This is a genomic window from Kitasatospora sp. NPDC059812 (assembly GCF_042732075.1).
Classification (GTDB): domain Bacteria; phylum Actinomycetota; class Actinomycetes; order Streptomycetales; family Streptomycetaceae; genus Kitasatospora.
Genome location: NZ_JBHWIO010000029.1, coordinates 41,877 through 62,129, shown reverse-complemented (window position 1 = coordinate 62,129; position 20,253 = coordinate 41,877). Strand labels below are relative to the sequence as shown.

Sequence of the window (20,253 nt, the reverse complement as noted above, 5' to 3'; positions counted from 1 at the left end):
CACGCCACTAGCCAACCGGTCAGTAACGCCCCTACCGTCGAGCTCCCGTGGCTTCGACGGAGGAGCTCCCCTTGCGCCTACGCCCCCACCCCCTGCGCTTCCCGGCCGCCGCCGCAGCGTCGGCCCTGCTCGTCACCGCCGCCCTGACCACCACCCCCACCGCCGCCGCCCCCGCCGCCCCGACCGCCACCGCGGCCGACTACTGCGGCGGCCACTGCCGGGACATCCTGCCGCCCGGCGAGAACGGCAACGCCACGCTCGCCGAGATCCTGCTCAACCGGATGTTCGGCAGCCGCCCCGCCCACACCGACGACCAGCTCGGCCCGTACGCCGCCCTCGCCTCCGGCTACCCGGGCCTGACCGAGGCCAAGCTGCGCGACTTCTTCAACGACGCCTCCTTCGGCGTCCCCGCCGACCAGGTGGCCAGCACCATCAGCCCGCGCGCCGACGTCACCATCGTCCGCGACAAGGCCACCGGCGTCCCGCACATCACCGGCACCACCCGCTACGGCACCGAGTACGGCGCGGGCTACGCCGCCGCCCAGGACCGGCTGTGGGTGATGGACCTGTTCCGGCACGTGGGCCGCGGCCAGCTGTCCGGCTTCGCCGGCGGCGCCGCCGCCAACCGCCAGCTGGAGCAGAACTTCTGGCAGGCCGCGCCGTACACCGAGGCGGAACTGCAGCAGCAGATCGACGCCCTGTCGGCCCGCGGCGGCCGGGCCGCCCAGGCCCTCACCGACGCGAACGCCTACCTCGACGGCATCAACCAGTACGCCAAGGAGTCCTACAACGCCCGCACCTTCCCCGGCGAGTACGACCTGACCGGGCACATCGACCCGATCACCAACGCCGGGTCGATCGAGCCGTTCAAGCTGACCGACCTGGTCGCCCTGGCCTCCGTGGTCGGCGCCCTGTTCGGCTCCGGCGGCGGCGGTGAACTCGCCTCCGCCCAGGTCAAGTCGGCCGCCGAGGCCCGCTACGGCAAGGACGCCGGGGACGCGGTCTGGAAGTCGCTGCGCGAGGCCGACGACCCGGAGGCCGTCCAGACCCTGCACGACGGCCAGCGCTTCCCCTACGCCCCGGTCCCCGACGCCCCGCAGGGCGAGGCGCTGCCCGACCCCGGCTCGGTGGTGCCCGAGCGGATGATCTACGACGCCACCGGCACGGGCGCCGGCGCCGCGAGGACCGCCGCCCCGGGCGTGCTGCCCGGCAACCTGCTCACCGCCAAGCACGGCATGTCCAACGCGCTGCTGGTCTCCGGCGCCCACACCGACGACGGCCACCCGGTCGCCGTGTTCGGCCCGCAGACCGGCTACTTCGCCCCGCAGCTGCTGATGCTGGAGGAGATCCAGGGCCCCGGCATCAGCGCACGCGGCGCGGCCTTCGCCGGCCTGAGCTTCTACGTGCAGCTCGGCCGCGGCCAGGACTACGCCTGGAGCGCCACCTCCGCCGGGCAGGACATCACCGACACCTACGCCGTCCCGCTCTGCACCACCGACGGCTCCCCGGCCACCACCGCCGCCAACTCCTACCTCTGGCACGGCCAGTGCGTCCCCTTCGACCGGCTGGAACGCAAGAACACCTGGAACCCGACCACCGCCGACTCCACCGCCGCCGGCTCCTACACCCTGGTGATGTACCGCAGCAGGTACGGCCTGGTGACCGCCCGCGGCACGGTCGGCGGCGCCCCCGTGGCCTTCACCTCGCTGCGCTCCACCTACCGGCACGAGGCGGACTCCATCATCGGCTTCCAGGAGCTCAACGACCCCGGCGCGGTGCACGACGCGGCGGGCTTCCAGCAGGCCGCGCAGGACATCAACTACACCTTCAACTGGTTCTACGCCGACTCCCGCGACATCGCGTACTACAACTCCGGCAGCAACCCCGTACGCGCCCCCGGGGTCGACGCCGGCCTGCCGCTGCGCGCCGAACCGGCCTACGAGTGGGCCGACTTCGACCCCGCGACCAACACCGCCCGGTACACCCCGGCGGCCGAGCACCCGCAGTCCGTCAACCAGGACTACTACATCTCCTGGAACAACAAGCAGGCCGACGGCTTCACCTCGGCCGGGTTCGGCAACGGCTCGGTGCACCGCGGCAACCTGCTCGACGACCGGGTCAAGACGCTGCTGCGCAACGGTGGCAAGGCGAGCCGGGTCTCGCTCACCCAGGCCATGGCCGGCGCCGCCCTGGCCGACCTGCGCGCCGAGGACGTCCTGCCGGACCTGATCCGGGTGCTGCGCAGCGCCCCCGTCACCGATCCGGCCGCCGCCACCGCGCTCCAGCAGCTGGAGGCCTGGCTGGCCGGCGGCGCCCAGCGGAAGGAGACATCTCCGGGCAGCCACGGCTACGCGGACGCCGCCGCGATCCGCGTCCTGGACGCCTGGTGGCCGCTGGTCGCGGAGGGCGTCATGCGGCCCGGCCTCGGGGACCAGCTGTTCGCGGCCCTGACCGGCGCCCTGCAGATCAACGAGTCGCCCTCCGGCGGCCAGACCGGTCCCGGCAGCGGCGGCCCCGTGAGTGCCAACGAGGCGATCCCGCACAAGGGTTCGGCCTTCCAGTACGGCTGGTGGAGCTACCTGGACAAGGACCTGCGGTCCGTCCTGGGCGACCAGGTGGCCGGCCCGCTGGCCCGCCCGTACTGCGGCGGGGGCGATCTGGCGGCCTGCCGGGGCGTGCTGCTGGACACCCTGAAGCGGGCGGCCGCCCAGACCCCGGCCCAGGTCTACCCGGGCGACGCGGACTGCTCCGCCGGCGACCAGTGGTGCGCCGACACGATCATCCAGCGCCCGCTCGGCGGTGTCACGGACGACAAGACCACCTGGCAGAACCGTCCGACCTACCAGCAGGTGGTGCAGTTCCCGAGCCACCGCTGAACCCATGCCGCTGTCTTCCACCCGGGCGGGGCACCCGCGTGGAAGACAGCGGCCCGGGCCCGACGGGCGGGGACGGGGCGCAGCACCTAGCGTGGTCCGGGGCGACCGGGGCGGCACCGCCGCCGAGGTCGGCGACCCCCGATCCCCGCAGAGGCCCCACACAGGCCCAGGAGGTAAGCCGACCATGACCGTCTCCCTGTCCGATCTCACCGGGGACTACGTCCTCGACCCCGCCCACACCCGGATCGGCTTCGTGGCGCGCCACGCCATGGTGACCAAGGTCCGCGGCTCCTTCACCGCCTTCGAGGGCAGCGCCCACCTGGACGGCGCCGACCCGGGCCGTTCCACCGCCCGGGTGACGATCCGGACCGACAGCATCGACACCGGCGTCGAGCAGCGCGACCAGCACCTGCGCACCAACGACTTCCTGGACGTGCCGAAGTTCCCGACCATCGCCTTCGCCACGACGGCAATCGAGCCGCGCGGGGACGGCGAGTTCCGGGTGACGGGCGACCTCACCGTCAAGGACGTCACCCGCCCGGTCACCATCGACGTCGAGTACACCGGCAACGCCGTCGACCCCCAGGGCAACCTGCGGGTGGGCCTGGAGGGTTCGGTGACGATCAGCCGCAAGGACTTCGGGGTGACCTGGAACGCGGCCCTGGAGAGCGGCGGCGTCCTGGTCGGCGACAAGGTCGTCCTGGAGTTCGACGTCTCGGCCGTCCGGCAGGGCCAGTAGCGGCCGCAGGAACCCCTGAGGCCCGCCATCCCCCGCCCGCCATCCCCCGCCCACCGGGCCCCGAAATCCGCCGGACCGGGCGCCGCAGGTCCGGTTAGGCTCCTGACATGGCGACAGACGGCTCCCTCGCAACCGGCCAGCGCTCCCTCGGCGATCCCACCCTCGACTACCCGTTGTGGCCCCCGCTCACCGCGGGCTGTCCCCGCACCGGCACCGAGGACGTGTCCTACCCCGTCGAGGTCGACTACGCCTACCTCAAGGCCGACGCGGCCGCCCTGTTCGCCCCGGGGGCGGACGCCGGGGCGCCGCGCGGCGGGCTGGAGCGGTGGGCCCCCCTGTTGCCGCCGCTGCTCGCGCCGGGCCTGGGCGAGGGCGGCACGCCGCTGGTCGAGCTCGAACCCGGGGTGTACGTCAAGGACGAGGCCCGCAACCCGACCTGGAGCCACAAGGACCGGCTGAACCGCTGCACCACCAGCGCCGCCGTGGGCGTCGGCGCGCCCGGGATCGCGGTGGCCTCCTCCGGCAACCACGGCGCGTCCGCCGCCGCCTACGCCGCCCGGGCCGGGCTGCGCTGCGTGGTGTTCACCGGGCCCGACTTGCCGCCGGCCGTCGACGCGTTCCTCAACGCCTACGGCGCCGTCGTGCTGCCGGTGCCGTGGGAGGCCCGCTGGCCGCTGCTGCGGCAGGTCGTGGACCGGCTGGGCCTGCACCCGGTCAGCAACCTCACCACCACCCACACCGGCCACGCCTACGGCCCCGAGGGCTACAAGACGGTGGCGTACGAGATCTTCCGGGACATCGGCGTGCCCGCCGCGGTGTTCGTGCCCACCGGCTACGGGGAGCTGCTCTTCGGCGTCTGGAAGGGCTTCAGCGAACTGCACCGGCTCGGCCTGGCCGACCGGGTGCCGCGCATCGTCGCCTGCGAGTCCGCGTCCGGCGCGCCGCTCGCCCTGGCCGTCCGCCAGGGCCTGCCGGCGGCCCGGGTGACGGTGGGGCCGAGCGAGGCGTACTCGATCGCCTCCCCGGTCGGCGGTTACCGGGGCGTGGTCGCGGTCCGCGAGAGCGGCGGCCGGGTGCTGACCCTGGACGACGGCCAACTCGCGGCCGCCCAGGCCGAACTGGCCCGCTCCGGGCTCTGGACGGAGCTGTCCGCGGCGGCCGGGCTCGCGGGGCTGCGCAGCCTCGGCGGCGTCGAGGGCCTCGGGGAGGCCGAGGGGCCGGTGGTGTGCGTGTCGACGTCCAGCGGTTTCAAGGACCGGGGCGTCGGCGCGCGGTCGACCGCGCCGGTCGCCCCGGAGTGGGACGAGGTCCGCCGCCGGCTGCACACGGCCGGAATCCGAGGCTAGCGGGCTTCCGCGCCAACTCCCCCCCGCCGTTGGAGGCCTGCTGTTCGCCGTCCGGTTCTCCGGCGTAGGGTTGGCGTTCGCCGCGGCCGCCCAGGCTGGTCCGGATCCGCACCGCCCCCGCTCCTCCCCGTGCGTCGAAGGGCTGTCACCGTGTTCCGTTCCCCCCGCCGTCTGCTGCCGCTGGCCGTCGCCGTCGCGGCGGTGCCCGTACTCGCCCTGCCGGTCGTCCCGGCCTCCGCGGCCTCGTACGGCACTCCGACGATCACCTTCTCGGCCGGCTACCTGTCCGGCGCGGTCGGCGCCACCGGCGACCCGACGGTGTCCGTGGCGGTGGCGCAGAGCGGGGCCGCGGCCTCGGCGCTGACCGTCGCCGCCTCGGCGAGCACCCGCAGCGCCGTCGCGCGGACCGGCGACGTGGCGGTGACGGGCACCGGCGGCACCCGCACCCTGGCGGTCGCCGCGCAGGGCGTCGGCTACACCGACCTCACCATCAAGGTGACCGGCCTGGGCGGCAAGACCGCGACCCGCACCCTGCACTACGCGGCCTCCCCCGCCGTCCAGTTCCCGGCCGCCAGCCGCTACCTGACCGGTTCCAGCGACGCCTCCGCCGCGGTGGACGCGGGCGGCGGCTACATCCTGGTCGGCGACGACGAGTCCAACGTGCTGCGGCTGTACGACCGCAACGCCTCCGGCGCGCCGGTCCGCACCTGGGACTTCAGCTCCGCGCTCGGCGTCTCCAAGGAGATCGACATCGAGGCCGCGGCCCGGGTCGGCGACACGATCTACTGGACGGGCTCGCTCGGCAACAACAAGGACGGCAAGGTCAAGCCGGACCGGCACACCGTGTTCACCACGAAGGTCACCGGCTCGGGCGCCAACACCCAGCTGTCGCTAACCGGTTCGTACCACGGCCTGCGCGACGACCTGATCGCCTGGGACGGCGCCCACGGCGACCGCTACGGCTTCGCGGCGGGCGCGGCGGACGGCCAGGCGCCCAAGCAGATCGACGGATTCAACGTCGAGGGGCTGGAGTTCGCCCCGGGCAGCACCACCACCGCGTACATCGGCTTCCGCGCGCCGCTGACCCCGGCGGTCACCGGCGGCCGCGCGCTGCTCGTCCCCGTCACCAACCTCCCGTCGCTGCTGTCCGGTTCGGCCTCGCACGCGACCTTCGGCGAGCCGGTCGAGCTGGACCTCGGCGGGCTCTCCATCCGCGACCTGCGCCGCAACGACCTCGGCCAGTACCTGATCGTGGCCGGCTCCTGGTCCGCCGAGGACAACTCCGCCCCGTACGCCCTCTACCGCTGGAACGGGCAGCCGGGCTCCCAGCCGGTCAAGCTGGTCGACCTGCCGACCAGCGACGCCGGCGCCTGGGAGGCCGTCCCGGACGTGCCGAACCTGGACGCCCCCGGCGCCCGGGCCCAGCTGATCACCGACGACGGCTCCGCCGACCTGTACGGCGACGGCACCGCCGCCAAGGACCTCGCCCAGCCGGAGTGGAAGAAGTCCCGCTCCACCTGGTTCACCCTGAACTGACCTGCGCCCGGCCGGGGCGGGCCCACGAACCGCCCGCCCCGGCCGGCCCCGCGGACCGCCCGGCTCAGAGTTCGACGAGCACCTTGCCCCGGTTCGCGGAGCGGTCCACGTACAGGCTGCGGTAGGCGGCCGGGATGTTGTCGAAGCCCCGGTGGACGGTCTGCTGGTAGCCGAGGTCGCCGCTGCGGACGAGGGCGCCCAGTTCCTGCCGCAGCGCCGACCAGTTCTCCTCGGTGAACCACTCCAGCGAGAAGATGCCGCGGATGGTGGTGCGCGGGAACATGATCATCGGCAGCAGTCGCGGGCCCGCCCAGTCGCCGCCGACCTGGCTGCCCCACTGCCAGCAGACCGCGACCCGGCTGTCCACGGCGAGCTGGGAGAAGACCGCGTCGGTGAGCGCCCCGCCGAGGCTGTCGAAGTAGCGGTCGATGCCGGCCGGGGCGAGCTTGGCGATCTCCTCCCGCAGCCGCTCGGGGTCGTCGCCGTCGCGGTAGAGCAGGACCGCGTCGAAGCCCAGCTCACGCAGCCGGGCGGCCTTGGCCGGGGTGGCCGTGGTGCCGATGACCCGGGCCCCCCGGTGCCGGGCCAGCTGTCCGACCACCGATCCGACCGCCCCGGACGCCCCGCTGACCAGCACGGTGTCCCCCGGCCGGACCTTGAGGAACTTCTCGACCGTGCCCCAGGCGGTCATCCCCGGACCGCCGAGGACGCCGAGGGCGGTGGAGAGCGGCAGGGCGTCGTCGTAGTCGCCCCGGTCCAGCCGCCGGTAGGCGGGGAAGACCATCGGGAAGGTGCCGGTCTGCCAGAGCGCCGGGGCGCCGTTGCTGATCACGTGGCTGCGCCAGCCGCCGAAGCCCTGCACGAGGTCACCGACGGCGAAGGCGGCGTCCGGCCCGGCCTCCACCACCTCCATGATGGAGTCCGCGCCCATGTGGTCGCCGATCGGGGTGTCCAGGGCGATCCCCTGGAGGTACGGGTCGACCGAGACGTACCTGGTCCGCAGCAGCATCTCGTCCGCGGCGAGGCGGACGTCCACCTCCTCGACCACCTTCCGGTACATCCGCTCGACGTCCGGCACGCCGTCCACGTGCTCGCGGACGACCCACTTCTCGACCCTCATGAGGTGACTCCAAACCGCCGGTCGGCGGGCCCGACCGGTTCGATGACCAGGGTGGGCGGCGGCGCGCTGTCGTCCACGGCGGCGGTGAACGGCCGGCCGTCGTCGCGGCAGATGAACTGGACGACGTGCCGGCCGGCGGCGGCCGCCCGGATCAGTCCCCCGGTGGTCGCCCACACGCCGGAGAGGTAGAAGTTCGCCAGGCCGGGCAGCCCGGGCCCGTTGCGCTTGATCTCCTCCTCCAGCGTCTCGCCGCTCTCCACGAACGGCTGCCAGCCGAGCACCGTGCCGTCGTAGTTGCCGGTGTAGCGGACCTGGGTGAGCGGGGTGGACACGTCCTTGACCGCGACGGCGTCCCGCAGACCGGGGTGGTGCCCGTCCAGGAACTCCACGATGGCGTCCCGCACCCGCCGCTTCTCGCGCTGGTACTCGCGGCCGCGCCCCACCGGCAGGGTGTGCAGTTCCTCGCCCCGCCGCAGCCGCGGCGCCTGCTCCGGGCCGGTGCTCAACTCCCGCCAGGGGGCGATGTCGCAGAAGTAGCTGGCGTAGACGACGGTCGTCGCGGCGGGCGACAGCTCGGGGTAGTGGCGGCTGCGGAACTGGACGTTGATGCTGGGGTGGCGGATGCCGGTGAGCCGGTCGGCGACCTCGTCCTCCAGCAGGTAGGTGGTGCACGGGTCCCCGGCCGGGAAGGGGCGGCGCAGGCCCAGGAAGACGGTGAGGTAGCCGGGGAAGACCATGCCGGGCTCGGTGATGGTCCGGGTGTACAGCCGGCGGTAGGTGTCGTTCAGGTAGCGGCCCTTGAGCAGGTCCAGCATGGTGGTGCGTCCGTCGCAGGCGGCGACCACGATGTCCGCCCGGATCTCCCGTCCGTCACTCAGCCGCACCCCGACGGCCCGGTCCTGCTCGACCAGGATCTCGGCCACCTTGGTGTTGTAGCTGATCTCGCCGCCGAGCCGCCGGTAGCGCTGCTCGATCGAGCGGGCCAGCCCGAGCGAGCCGCCCTCCGGCACCCCGGCCGACTGCCCGGCGTGCGAGGCGAGTTGGAAGTAGGTGGGCAGCACCGGGAAGTTGGGGTGCTGCTCGTAGAGGACGAAGTTGAACGCCTCGCGCAGCAGCGGGCTCCGGAAGCGCGCCGAGTAGTCGCTCATCAGCACCGTGATCGAGCGCCGGATGACGTTGAAGTACGGCAGGAAGGAGGCGAGCATCCGCCAGCGTTCGGCCCGGCCCATCAGTCCGACCGGCTTGAGGAAGGGGTAACGGACCAGGGCGCGGCGGAACTTGCGCAGCCCTTCACAGAACTGCCGGATCCGACGGGCGTCCTCCGGGGCGAGGTCGAGCAGGTGCGCTTCGAGGCGGTCGGGGTCGGAGTAGAAGTAGACGGCGCGGCCGTCCCGGGTGCGCACCACGTTGAAGACGTCGAAGTTGCGCATCACCTTGCCCTGCAGCGCGCCGAGTTCGAGCCAGATCTGGTGCATCTCGTTGCCGGGGCCGCTGCCGAGCAGCCAGCTCACGCAGCAGTCGAAGGTGAACTCGCCGCGGTCCCAGGCCGTGCAGCAGCCGCCGGGGAGTTCGTGCATCTCCAGGACGGTGGTGCGGTAGCCGTTCATCTGCGCGTAGCAGCCGGTCGACAGGCCGCCCAGCCCGCCCCCGACGATCACCATGGTCTGCCTGCTGGTACTCGTTCCGGTCATTCCGGCACTCCCACGGTGGCCCGGTCGAGTTGCGGCAGTTTGCCCAACTTGCCCGCGTGCCAAGGTTCCTGGTTGTCACTGGGCCAGGCCCGGAACGGCCGGCCGAGCTCCCGGCAGAGGTACTGCGCGGCGTACCGGCCGCTGGTGGCGGCGCGGATCAGACCGCCGAGGCCGGCCCACTGGCCGGCCATCGAGAAGCCGCTCAGCCCGGGCAGCCGCATCCGGTCCCGGTTGACCAGCCGGTTGGCGGCGTCCTCGGCCTCGGAGAAGGCCTGCCAGGCGAGGATGCTGCCGTAGGTGTTGCCGGTGAACCGCTCGGTGGTCACCGGGGAGGCGACGTCCACGAGTTCGATCCGGCGGCCGAGCCCGGGGTACGTCCGCTCCAGGAACTCCCGGACGAACGCGGCGACTTCCTGCTTGCGCGCCCGGTAGGCGCGGCGGTCGCTGACCCGCAGGTCCTTCCAGGAGCGGTAGTCGCTGAAGTAGGTGCAGTGCAGCACCGACTTGCCGGGCGGCGCGAAGCCCTCCGCGTAGTCCGAGCGCATCTGGACGACCAGGCTGCGCTGGAGCGAGCCGGGCAGCCGGGCGCCCTGCTCGGGGGGCAGCAGGTAGGTGGTGCTGTGCGGTTCGCCCTCGGGCAGCGGGCCGTCCACGCCGACGAAGGCCGAGACCACGGCCGGGTACAGGTTGCCGGGCTTGTCCAGCAGCTCGCCGTACAGCCGGTCGGTGGCGGGGCTGGACCAGCGGCCTTCGAGCAGCCGGTCGAGCACCGTCGGCCCGTCGCAGGCGGCCACCACGTGGTCGGCGAAGTGCCGGGAGCCGTCCCGGAGTTGGACGCCGACGGCGCGGTCCCCCTCGACCAGGATCCGCTCCACCCGGCAGCGGTAGCCGATCACCCCGCCGAGCGAGGTGTAGCGCTCCTCCACCGAGCGGGCCAGCCCGAGCGAACCGCCCTGCGGGAAGCCCGCGTTGCCGTTGTGCGCGGCGGCCAGGGTGTACAGGTACGGCAGCAGCGGGAAGCCGGCCGGCTCCTGGAGGAACATGTTGGGCAGCGCCCGCCGCAGCAGAGGGTCCTGGAAGCGCTCGGCGAAGCCGCTCATCGGGGTCGTCGCGGTCCGCCAGAAGAGCCGGAACGCGGGCAGCACGGTGCGCAGGGTGCGCAGCCGCTCGGCCGGGCCGCGCAGCGGCGGCGGGGTGAGGTCCCAGGGCAGGTCGATGGCGGCGAAGCGGCGCAGGTCCCGGCAGAAGGCGCGGATCGGCTTGGCGTCGCCGGGGGCGGTGGCCAGCAGGTGCTGTTCCAGCCGGTCCGGGTCCCCGTAGAAGGTGACGGCGCGGCCGTGTTCGTCGACGACGCGGTTGAAGACGTCGAAGCGGGTGATCGACTTGCCGTCGAGGGCGCCGAGTTCGCGCCACACCTGGTTCGCGCCGGTGCCCTCGGCGGTGCCGATCAGCCAGTCGATGCAGTAGTCGAACAGGTAGCCGTGCCGGGACCACGCGGTGCAGCAGCCGCCGGGCAGCACGTGCTTCTCGAAGATCCGGGTCTCCAGCCCGCTCATCTGCGCGTAGCAGCCGGTGGAGAGCCCGCCGATGCCCGCGCCGATCACGATGACCCGGGGCGGGCCCCCGGGGGCCCGCTCCCGGCTCGACCAGTCCGGCCCGCGCTCAGGCCCGGCCATCGGCGGTGCCTCCGGCCAGGATGGCGCCCGCCAGTTCGGCGTTGCGGGCGGCGAATTCGGCGTCGAGCATCTCGGCGTGGCTGCCGTGGCCGGAGTGGACGGCGGTGCCGGCGCTGGAGGCGCCGTGCCAGGAGCCGTGCTCGCCGCCCGCGTGCAGCGCCAGCCGGTCCCGTTCGCAGACGACGTTGAGCGGGGCCTTCAGGACGCCCAGGTTGGGGGTTCGGCTGCAGAACGCCAGGTAGTCCCGGGCCTGTTCGAGGGTCTCCTGGGCAACGATCCGGGAGCCGGTGTGCCGGTGCAGGTGCTCGTGGAGTTCGCGCTCGAAGACGGCCAGGTGCTCCTCGCCGAGCTCGAAGGGCTCGGGGATCCGGTAGGAGTCCACCACCAGGACGGAACTGACCGTACGGCCTCGGCGTTCGAGCTCCCGGGCCACCTCGAAGGCGAGGTTGCCGCCGAGCGAGTAGCCGAGCAGGACGTACGGCCCCGACTCCTCCAGCTCCTCGACCAGGTCGGCGTAGCGGGCGGTCTTGTCGTCGCCGGCGAGGTAGTTGAAGGCGGCGAGCCGGTGGTCGGGCAGGTGGGCGGCGAGCTGGCGGTAGACCAGGCCGTGGCCGCCGGCCGGCGGGAAGCAGAACACCGTCCGCCCTTCGGGCGCCCCGGGGTTGAACCAGAGGTACGGCTGGCCGCCGGCGACTTCGCCGGTGATGATCTGCTCCAGCGTGCGGGCCATCCCGTGCAGGGTGGTGACCTTGAAGAGCAGGCCGACCGGGATGCTGATGTTGAACTCGGTCTGCAGGTGGTGGATCAGCTCGATCAGCCGGATGGAGCTGCCGCCGAGTTCGAAGAAGTCGTGCTGGAGGCCGACCCCCGCCACGCCGAGCAGGTTGCTCCAGTGCTCGGCGGTGCGGATCTCGTAGAGGGTGACGGGCGGTTCGTGCTGCGCGTCGCCGGTGTCGATCCGGGGCTCGGGCAGGGCGGCCAGGTCGACCTTGCCGTTGGGGGTGAGCGGCAGGGCGGGCAGTTCGGTGAGGTGGGAGGGGATCATCACGGTGGGCAGGTGCTCGGCCAGGTGGCGGCGCAGTTCCCGGCGGTCCAGGGTGGTCCCCTCGGCGGGGACCAGGTAGGCGGCCAGCACGGCTTCGCCGGTGGCGTCCTGACGGACCGTCACGCAGGCCTGGGCGAGTTCGGGGCGGGCGGTGAGGTGGGCCTCGATCTCGCCGATCTCGATCCGGTGGCCGCGCACCTTGACCTGGTTGTCGATCCTCCCGAGCAGGTGGGCGGTGCCGTGGGCGTCCCAGTGGCCGAGGTCGCCGGTGCGGTAGAGCCGGACGGGCGGGCCGTCGAGCTCCAGGGTGGTGAAGCGCCGGGTGGTCTGCTCCGGGTCGTTCGGGTAGCCGGCGGCGACACCGGCGCCGCCGATCCACAGCTCGCCGGGCACGCCGGGCGGTACCGGCTCGCCGTAGTGGTCGAGGATGTACAGCGCGCTGTTGGGGAAGGGCCGGCCGATCGGCACCATCCGGCCGGGCTCCAGGGCGTCCGCGCCGCCCTCGTAGTAGCTGGTGTCGATGGTGGCCTCGGTCAGGCCGTAGGAGTTGACCAGCCGGGTATCCGGCCCGCACAGGGCGCGCAGCCTCCGGTGCTCGGCGGCCTTCCAGGAGTCGGAGCCGACGACCAGCAGCCGCAGGAAGTCCAGCCGCAGGCCCTCGCGTTCGCAGTGGGCCAGCAGGCCGCGGGCGACGGCGGGCACGAACTCGCCGCAGTCGACGGCCTCCTCGCGCATGGTGCGGTACAGCCGGGCGGTGTCGAACAGCAGGTCGCGGTCGACCAGGACGAGGGTGCCGCCGGTGCTCAGCGCCCGGGCGAGGTCGCCGGAGAACACGTCGAAGGCGGTCCCGGCCATCTGGAGGTGCACCCGGGCCTCGGTGTCGAGGCGGTACTCGGCGCGCCAGCCCGCGGTGACGGCGGCGAGGTTGCGGTGGTCGACCCGTACGGCCTTCGGGCGGCCGGTGGAGCCGGAGGTGTGGATGACGTAGGCGGGGCGGTCCGGGTCGGCGGCGGGCAGCGGGCCGCTCTCGGCGGCCGGCCGGTCGAGTTCGTCCAGGGTGACGGGGCGGACGGGCGCTTCGGTGCCGAACGGGTTCCGTTCGGCGACCACGACGAGGGCGGCTCCGGCGTCGGTCACCTGGTAGGCGAGCCGGTCGGCCGGGTGGCCGGGGTCGAGCGGCAGGTAGGCGGCGCCGGCCCGCCAGATCGCCAGCAGGACGACGATCAGCTCGGGTGACTTGTCCAGGCAGACCGCGACCACCGAGCCTTCGCCGACGCCCAGTTCGCGCAGCCGCAGGGCCGTCCGCTGGGCCCGCCGGTCGAGTTCGCCGTAGGTGAGGCGGCGGACGCCGTCCGGGCGGGGGGAGGTGACGGCGACGGCCTCGGGGTGTTCGGCGGCGGCCTTGGCGACGAGTTCGGGCACCGGGGTGTCGTGGTCGGCCCGCCGGTCGGCGCCGCTGAACCCGGTGAGGATGCGGCGGCGTTCGGCCTCGTCGAGCATCCGCAGCCGGCCGACCGGGCGGTCGGTGCCGGCGCTGGTCATGGCGTCCAGCAGGTTGCGGTAGTGCGCGGCCAGCCGCTCGACGGTGGCGGCGTCGAAGAGGTCGGAGTTGTACTTGAACACGCAGTGGAAGCAGCCGTCCGCGCGGTCCTCGTAGGCGGACAGCGTCAGGTCGAACTGCCCTTCTTCCTCGGGGAGTTCGATGTACTCCAGGCGGTAGCCGAAGCGCTCCACGGCGACCTTGTGGGTGAGCAGGATGAACATCGCCTGGAACACCGCCGAGCGGCTGGGGTCGTGCTGGAGCCCCAACTGCTCGACCAGCAGCGGGAACGGGTACTCCTGGTTGTCCAGGCCGCCGAGCACGCTCTCCCGCACCCGGGCCAGCAGCTCGGCCACGGTCGGCTCCCCGGCCAGGCTGACATGCAGCGGCAGCGGGTTGACGAAGTAGCCGTAGACGGAGGCGAACTCCTCCTGGGTGCGGCCGGTGACGGGGCTGCCGACCACGATGTCCTGCTGGCCCGACCAGCGGTGCAGCAGCAGGTAGTAGGCGCTCAGCAGCACCATGAACGGGGTGGCGTGGTGCGCGCGGGCCAGCTCGTGGACACGTGCGGTCAGGTCGGCGTCGAGCCGGAAGAACGCCGAGGCGCCGTTGTGGGTCTGCACGGCCGGCCGGGGCCGGTCGGTGGGCAGGGCGAGGGCGGGCATCTCGGCCGGCAGGTGGCCGCGCCAGTAGTCGAGCATCCGCCGGGCGTCGGGGCCGGCCAGGAAGCGGTTCTGGTGGTTGAGGAAGTCGAGGTAGCGGGCGGCCACGGCGGGGAGTTCGGGGGTGCGGCCCTGGCGCAGCGCCTCGTAGACCTCGAACAGCTCCTCGATGAAGGTGAAGGTGGAGATCGCGTCCGAGACGATGTGGTGGACGGCCTTCATCAGGACCCAGCGGTCCGGTCCGCGCCGGAACAGCCGCAGCCTGACCAGCGGGTCGTTCGCGAGGTCGTACGGCCGCCGGTACTCGGCGACGATCAGCGCGTGGATCTCCTCCCAGGGGCGGCCCTCGACGTCGAACAGTCCGGTGTCGGCCACCGCCTCCGGGCGGATCCGCTGGACCGGCCGGCCCTCCTCGGCGGTGAAGGCGGCCCGCAGCCCGGGGTGCCGGGCGACCAGCGCGCGGAAGGCGGCGAAGACCAGCTCGGGGTCGAGCTCGGCGCGCACCTCCACCGCGCCGCCGATGTTGTAGGCGAAGCCGTCCGGGTGCAGCTGGCGCAGGAACCACAGCGCCTGCTGGTTGTGGGTGAGCGGGTAGCGGGCCTCGTCGGTGTGCAGCTCGACCTCGGCCTGCTCGGGGCCGCCCTCGGCGTCGAGCCGCTCGGCCAGGCCGGCGACGAGCAGGTCGACCAGGTCGCCGACGGTGCCGTTGCTGAGCAGCGCCACCACCGGCAGGGCGACGCCCAGTTCGCCGTGCACCCGGGCGCGCAGCTCCATCGCGAGCAGCGAGTCCAGGCCGTGCGCGCCGAGTCTGGTGTCCGGGGCGATCCGCTCGGCGCCGATCCGCAGCACGGCCGCGGCGGCGGCGGTGAACCGCTCGGTGACGAGCCGGTGCCGGGTCGGCGGATCCGCCGTACGGTAGGCGTCCAGGAAGCCGCCGGTCTCGGCCGGGGCCTGCTCGGCGGCGCTGGCGGCCAGGTCGGCGACCAGCGGCGGCGGCGCGGGGTACCAGGCGAGGAAGGTCGGCCAGTCGACCACGGTGGCGACCAGCAGCTGGGCGCGGTCCTGGCCGAGGACGCGCTCCAGCACGGCCGTGCCGGCGTCCGGCGGGAGCGAGCTCATGCCGCGGGCGTCGCGGTAGTGGGCGACCAGGCCCAGTTCCTCGATCATGCCGGTGGCCCAGGGGCCCCAGTCGAGGCTGAGCGCGGGCAGGCCGGCGGCCCGGCGGTGGTGGGCGAGGGCGTCCAGGAAGGCGTTGCCGGCCGCGTAGTTGGTCTGCCCGGCGGTGGTGAGCAGCGAGGCGACGGAGGCGAACAGCACGAAGTGGTCGAGCGGTTCGTCGCGCAGCAGCCGGTGCAGCAGGTGGCCGCCGACCACCTTGGGGGCGTATCCGGCGTCGAAGGCGGCCCGGTCCATCTGCGGCACCAGCACGTCCTTGACCTGCCCGGCGAGGTGGAACACCCCGCGGATGGGCGGGCGTTGGCGCTGCCGGTAGTCGGCGAGCCAGGCGGCGAGGGCGGTCTCGTCGGTGACGTCGACCGGGGCGAGCAGCGGTTCGGCGCCGAGCGCCTGGAGTTCGCGCAGGAAGGCGATCCGCTCCCCGGCCGGGCTGGCGGGGTCGGTCCGGTACCACTGGTCGCGCTCGGGCAGCGCGGTGCGGCCGACCAGGATCAGCCGCCGGGCGCCGCGCCGGACCAGGGTGCGGCAGAGCAGCCGGCCGAGCGCGCCGAACGCGCCGGTGACCAGGTAGCTGCCGTCGGGGCGCAGGACCGGCGGCAGCGGGCGGGTGAGGCCCTCGGCCTGGCGGAGCCGGCTGGTGCGGCGGTGGCCGGCCCGCAGGGCGATCTCCTGCTCGTCCCGGGAGGCGAGTTCGGCGAGCAGCGCCTCGGCCTGGTCGAGCGGGTCGGCGGCGGGGTCGAGGTCGATCAGGGTGCCGCGCTGGGCGACGAGTTCCTGCTGCCAGAGCACCCGTCCGATGCCCCAGGCGGGTGCGCCGAGCGGCTCGACCCGGTCGGCGGGGTCGGCGGCCTGGGTGCCCCGGGTGACGATGTGCAGCCGGGCGTCCGGGAGGGCGGCGGGCAGGGCCTGGGCGAGGGCGATCAGCGCGTAGCCGCCGAGGGTGGCGAGCTGGTCGAGCCGGTCGGCCGTGGTGGTGTCGAGGGCGGGCTGGTCGAGGTTCCACAGCTGGACGACGGTGCGGTAGCCGGGGCCGAGGTCGGTGAGGAGCCGGGTGAGGTCCTCGGCGGAGTCCGGGCGGACGGTCGAGCGCCCGTCGCCGGGCCGGTAGCCGGTGCCGGGCCGGACCAGGTGGCAGCGGGCGCCGCGTTCGGCGGCCAGCGCGGCGAGGCGTTCGGCGAGGCCGCCGGCGTCGGCGAACAGCAGCAGGTCGCCGAGGTCCTGGTCGGCGGGCGCGGCCGGGGCGTCCGTCCAGGCGAGTTCGGTGAGCCAGCCGTCGATGGTGGCGAGGCCGACCGAGGCGGGGGCCTGCGCGACGTCGGCGACCCGGAAGCCGGTGATCCGGCCGACCGGGGTGCCGTCCTCGGTGTACAGGGCGAGGTCGCCGACGAGTTCGCCGCCGCCCTCGCGGGTGACGGTGGCGTGCGCCCAGATCGGCCGGTCGCCGACCTGGTCGAGCCGGACCTCCTCGATGGACACCGGCAGCCGCACGCCGCCGTCCTCGGGGGTGAGCAGCCGGGTGGCCAGCAGGGTCTGGAAGCAGGCGTCGAGCAGCACCGGGTGCAGCTGGTGGTCGGCCGCCTCGGGGCCGAGCCGGTCGGTCGGGCTGATCCGGGCCAGTGCCTCGCCGGGGCTCGCCCACACCTCCTGGACGGCCTGGAAGGCGGGCCCGTAGTCGTAGCCGCGGGCGGCCAGGAGCCGGTAGCAGTCGGGGCCGTCGAAGCGCTGTCCGCGCGAGCGGATCGCCTCGGCGTCCAGCGCCGGCCCGTGGGCGCGGCGCTGGCCGGTGCGGACCCGGCCGCCGGCGTGCACCACCGGTTCGCCGCCGGCCGGGGTGGAGGCGATGGTGAAGCGGGCGTCCTCCGGGGCGTAGCCGAGCTGGACGGGGGTGGGCTCGGTGTCGGAGAGGAACAGGGCCCGGTTCAGCTCGATCTCGGCGAGCACCACCTCGGTGCCGCCGGTGAGGGCGCGGACGGCCTGGGCGGCCATCTCCAGGTACCCGGCCGCCGGGAAGACCACCTGGCCCTCGATCCGGTGGTCGGCCAGGTAGGGCAGCCGCTCGGGGTCGAGTGCGGTGGTCCAGGCGGGTTGGGCGCTCGCGGTGCGGCGGCCGAGCAGCGGGTGGTCGACCTCGCCGAGCCGCACCTGCCGGACGGCGCTCGGCTCGACCCAGTACCGGTCGCGCCGCCACGGGTAGCCGGGCAGCGGCACCGGCCGGCCGGCCGGGTGCAGTGCGCGCCAGTCCGGTTCGACGCCCAGGGTGTGCAGTTCGGCGAGCGACCGGGTGAAGCAGGCGGGCTCGTCGGCGTGCCGGCGGATGGACGCCAGGGCGTGCGCGCCGTCGACGCACTCGCGGATCGCGTGGCCGAGCACCGGGTGCGGGCCGATTTCCAGGAACAGGCCGTGCCCGTCCTGGGCCATCCGTTCGACGGCGGCGCGGAAGCGCACCGGGTTGCGGACGTTGTGCCACCAGTACCCGGCGTCGAGTTCGGGGCCGCGGGCGAGGCCCTCGCGGGCGGTGAGGTAGAGCGGCAGCCGGGCCTCGTTGGGCTTGAGCGCGGCGAGCGCGGCGGTCAGCTCGTCCCGGATCGGGTCCATCCGCACGCTGTGGTACGGGACTTCGACCTCCAGGAAGCGGGTGAACACCTCCTGGCCGCGCAGGTCCTCGGCGAGTTCGCGCAGCGCGTCGGTGTCGCCGGCCAGGGTCACGGTGGAGGGGCTGTTGACGGCCGCCAGCGAGACCCGGGCGCGGTACGGGCGGATCCGGCGCTCCGCCTCGGCCTCCGGGAGGCCGACGGCGAGCATGGTGCCGGTGCCGGACAGCCGCTGCTGGAGGCGGCTGCGGGCGAGCACCACCCGGACGGCGTCGGCCAGGTCGTACACCCCGGCCTCGTGGAAGGCGGCGACCTCGCCGGTGCTGTGCCCGACCACCGCGTCGGGGCGCAGGCCGTGGCTGCGCCAGAGCGCGGACAGGCCCAGCTGGACGGCGAAGTTGGCGGGCTGGGCGAGCCAGGTCTCGGCCATCCGGGAGTCGGCCTCGTCGCGGTGCAGTTCGTCGAGCAGGGACCAGCCGGCCTGCTCGCGGATCTCCCGGTCGCAGGCCTGGACGGCCGCCCGGTAGACCGGTTCGTTCTCGTACAGGCCCCGGCCCATGCCCCACCACTGCGGGCCCATGCCGGTGAACACCCAGGCGAGGCGGCGCTGTTGGCGCTCCCGGGCGCGGCCCTGGAGCACCCTGGGGTGCGCCTCGCCGCGCTCGTGGGCGGCCAGCGCCTCGTCCAGGTCGTCCTGCGTGGAGTAGACCACCGCGAGCCGCTCGGGCAGGTGCTGGCGCCGGTGCGCCAGGGTGTGGCCGAGGTCGGCGAGCGGCACCCCGGCGGCGAGCTCCCGGCGGATTCCGGCGGCGAGTTCGGGCAGTCCGGCGGCGTCCTTGGCGCTCAGCGGCAGCACGGTGCAGGCCGGCTGCGGGGCCGGGGCGGCGGGCCCGGCGCTCGGCGCCTCCTCCAGCAGGACGTGCGCGTTGGTGCCGCCGAAGCCGAAGGAGTTGACGCCGGCCCGGGCCGGCCCGTCGTGCTCGGGCCAGTCGACCGGGGCGGTCGGGATGTCGAAGGGCAGCGCGGCCAGGTCGATGCCGGGGTTGGGCCGTTCCAGGTTGAGGTGCGGCGGGATCCGCCGGTGCTTGAGGGCGAGGGCGGTCTTGATCAGCCCGGCGACGCCGGCGGCGGCCTCGGTGTGCCCGATGTTGGTCTTCACCGAGCCGACGTAGCAGCGGTCGCCCGGGCGGCGGCCGACGCCCAGCACCCGGCCGAGCGCGGCCGCCTCGATCGGGTCGCCGACCGGGGTGGAGGTGCCGTGCGCCTCGACGTACTGGAGGCTGCCGGGCACCACCCCGGCCTCGGCGCAGACCCGTTCGATCAGGGTGACCTGGGCGTCCGCGCTGGGGACGGTGATGCCGTTGGTGCGCCCGTCCTGGTTGACGCCGCTGCCGAGGATGACGGCGTGCACCGGGTCGCCGTCGCGCAGCGCGTCCGACAGCCGCTTGAGGACGACCACGCCGACCCCCTCGGCCCGGACGTAGCCGTCGGCGGAGGCGTCGAAGGCGCGTGAGCGGCCGTCGGCGGACAGGAAGCCGCCCTTGGTCTCGGCGATCGTGTACTGCGGCGCCATGTGCAGCAACGCGCCGCCCGCCAGGGCGAGTTCGGTCTCGCCGCGGAGCAGGCTCTGACAGGCGAGGTGCACCGCGACCAGGGAGGAGCTGCAGGCGGTGTCGATCGAGACGCTGGGGCCGCGGAAGTCGAAGCAGTGCGAGATCCGGTTGGACACCATCGTCATCATGGTGCCGGTGGCGGTGTGCGCGGCGAGCGTGCGGAAGTCGAGGTCGGCGAACTGGAGGATCTTGTAGTCGAGGGTGAAGGCCCCCATGTAGACGCCGACGTCGCGGCCGGCCAGCTCGCCGGGGCGCAGGCCGCCGTCCTCCAGGGCCTCCCAGCTGACCTCCAGGAGCTTGCGCTGCTGCGGGTCCATGTGCTCGGCCTCGCGCGGGCTGATGCCGAAGAAGTCCGGGTCGAAGGTGTCGAACCCGTCGATGTAGCCGCCCCGGCCGCCGATCAGGCGGCCCGGTTTGGAGCGGTCGCGGCTGCCGAGCGTGCCGGTGTCGTAGCGGTCGGCGGGTGTCGCGGTGAGGCAGTCCCGGCCCTCGACGAGGTTGCGCCAGTAGGTCCGGTGGTCGTTGGCGTGTCCCGGCAGGCGGCAGCCGATGCCGGTGATCGCGATCCGGTCGCAGGGCACGGCGAAGGGCGAGGTGGTCATGATCCAATCCGAGGGTGATGGCGTGGCGGCGCGGACACGG

General features: G+C 74.0%; 8 protein-coding genes. 4 read left to right on the top strand and 4 right to left on the bottom strand.

Annotated features, from left to right (window positions below; genetic code table 11):
* Positions 1–71 precede the first annotated feature (71 nt).
* The 4 genes from ACFV6D_RS17050 to ACFV6D_RS17035 all read left to right on the top strand — a co-directional run bounded on the left by ACFV6D_RS17050 (position 72) and on the right by ACFV6D_RS17035 (position 6,497).
* Entirely contained in the window at positions 72–2,876 is a 2,805-nt protein-coding gene (locus tag ACFV6D_RS17050) for a penicillin acylase family protein (RefSeq protein ID WP_063346376.1), read from the top strand.
* A gap of 184 nt (positions 2,877–3,060) precedes the next feature.
* The gene (locus ACFV6D_RS17045; protein WP_063346377.1) at positions 3,061–3,615 is read left to right on the top strand and encodes a YceI family protein; all 555 of its coding nucleotides are present in this window, start codon (positions 3,061–3,063) and stop codon (positions 3,613–3,615) included.
* A 107-nt stretch (positions 3,616–3,722) separates the two neighbouring features.
* Entirely contained in the window at positions 3,723–4,961 is a 1,239-nt protein-coding gene (locus ACFV6D_RS17040; protein ID WP_063346378.1) for a pyridoxal-phosphate dependent enzyme, read from the top strand.
* Between the two features lie 150 nt (positions 4,962–5,111).
* Positions 5,112–6,497, top strand: a complete 1,386-nt coding sequence (locus ACFV6D_RS17035) for a hypothetical protein (protein ID WP_380560384.1) — start codon at positions 5,112–5,114, stop codon at positions 6,495–6,497.
* Positions 6,498–6,561: 64 nt separating this feature from the next.
* Here ACFV6D_RS17035 and ACFV6D_RS17030 read toward each other — a convergent pair whose 3' ends face one another.
* The 4 genes from ACFV6D_RS17030 to ACFV6D_RS17015 are packed head-to-tail and all read right to left on the bottom strand — an operon-like array spanning position 6,562 to position 20,213.
* A complete protein-coding gene (locus ACFV6D_RS17030) occupies positions 6,562–7,617 on the bottom strand; it encodes a zinc-binding dehydrogenase (protein ID WP_380379203.1) in 1,056 nt (351 codons plus the stop codon).
* Positions 7,614–9,308: a phytoene desaturase family protein gene (locus ACFV6D_RS17025; protein WP_380487554.1), complete on the bottom strand. Its 1,695-nt coding sequence runs from the start codon at positions 9,306–9,308 to the stop codon at positions 7,614–7,616. Before ACFV6D_RS17025 ends, ACFV6D_RS17030 begins: the two co-directional genes overlap by 4 nt.
* On the bottom strand, positions 9,305–10,984 hold the full coding sequence (locus tag ACFV6D_RS17020; RefSeq protein WP_380560382.1) for a phytoene desaturase family protein: 1,680 nt from the start codon (positions 10,982–10,984) through the stop codon (positions 9,305–9,307). Before ACFV6D_RS17020 ends, ACFV6D_RS17025 begins: the two co-directional genes overlap by 4 nt.
* Positions 10,971–20,213, bottom strand: coding sequence for an amino acid adenylation domain-containing protein (locus tag ACFV6D_RS17015; protein ID WP_380560380.1), 9,243 nt, complete (start codon positions 20,211–20,213; stop codon positions 10,971–10,973). Before ACFV6D_RS17015 ends, ACFV6D_RS17020 begins: the two co-directional genes overlap by 14 nt.
* Positions 20,214–20,253 lie beyond the last annotated feature (40 nt).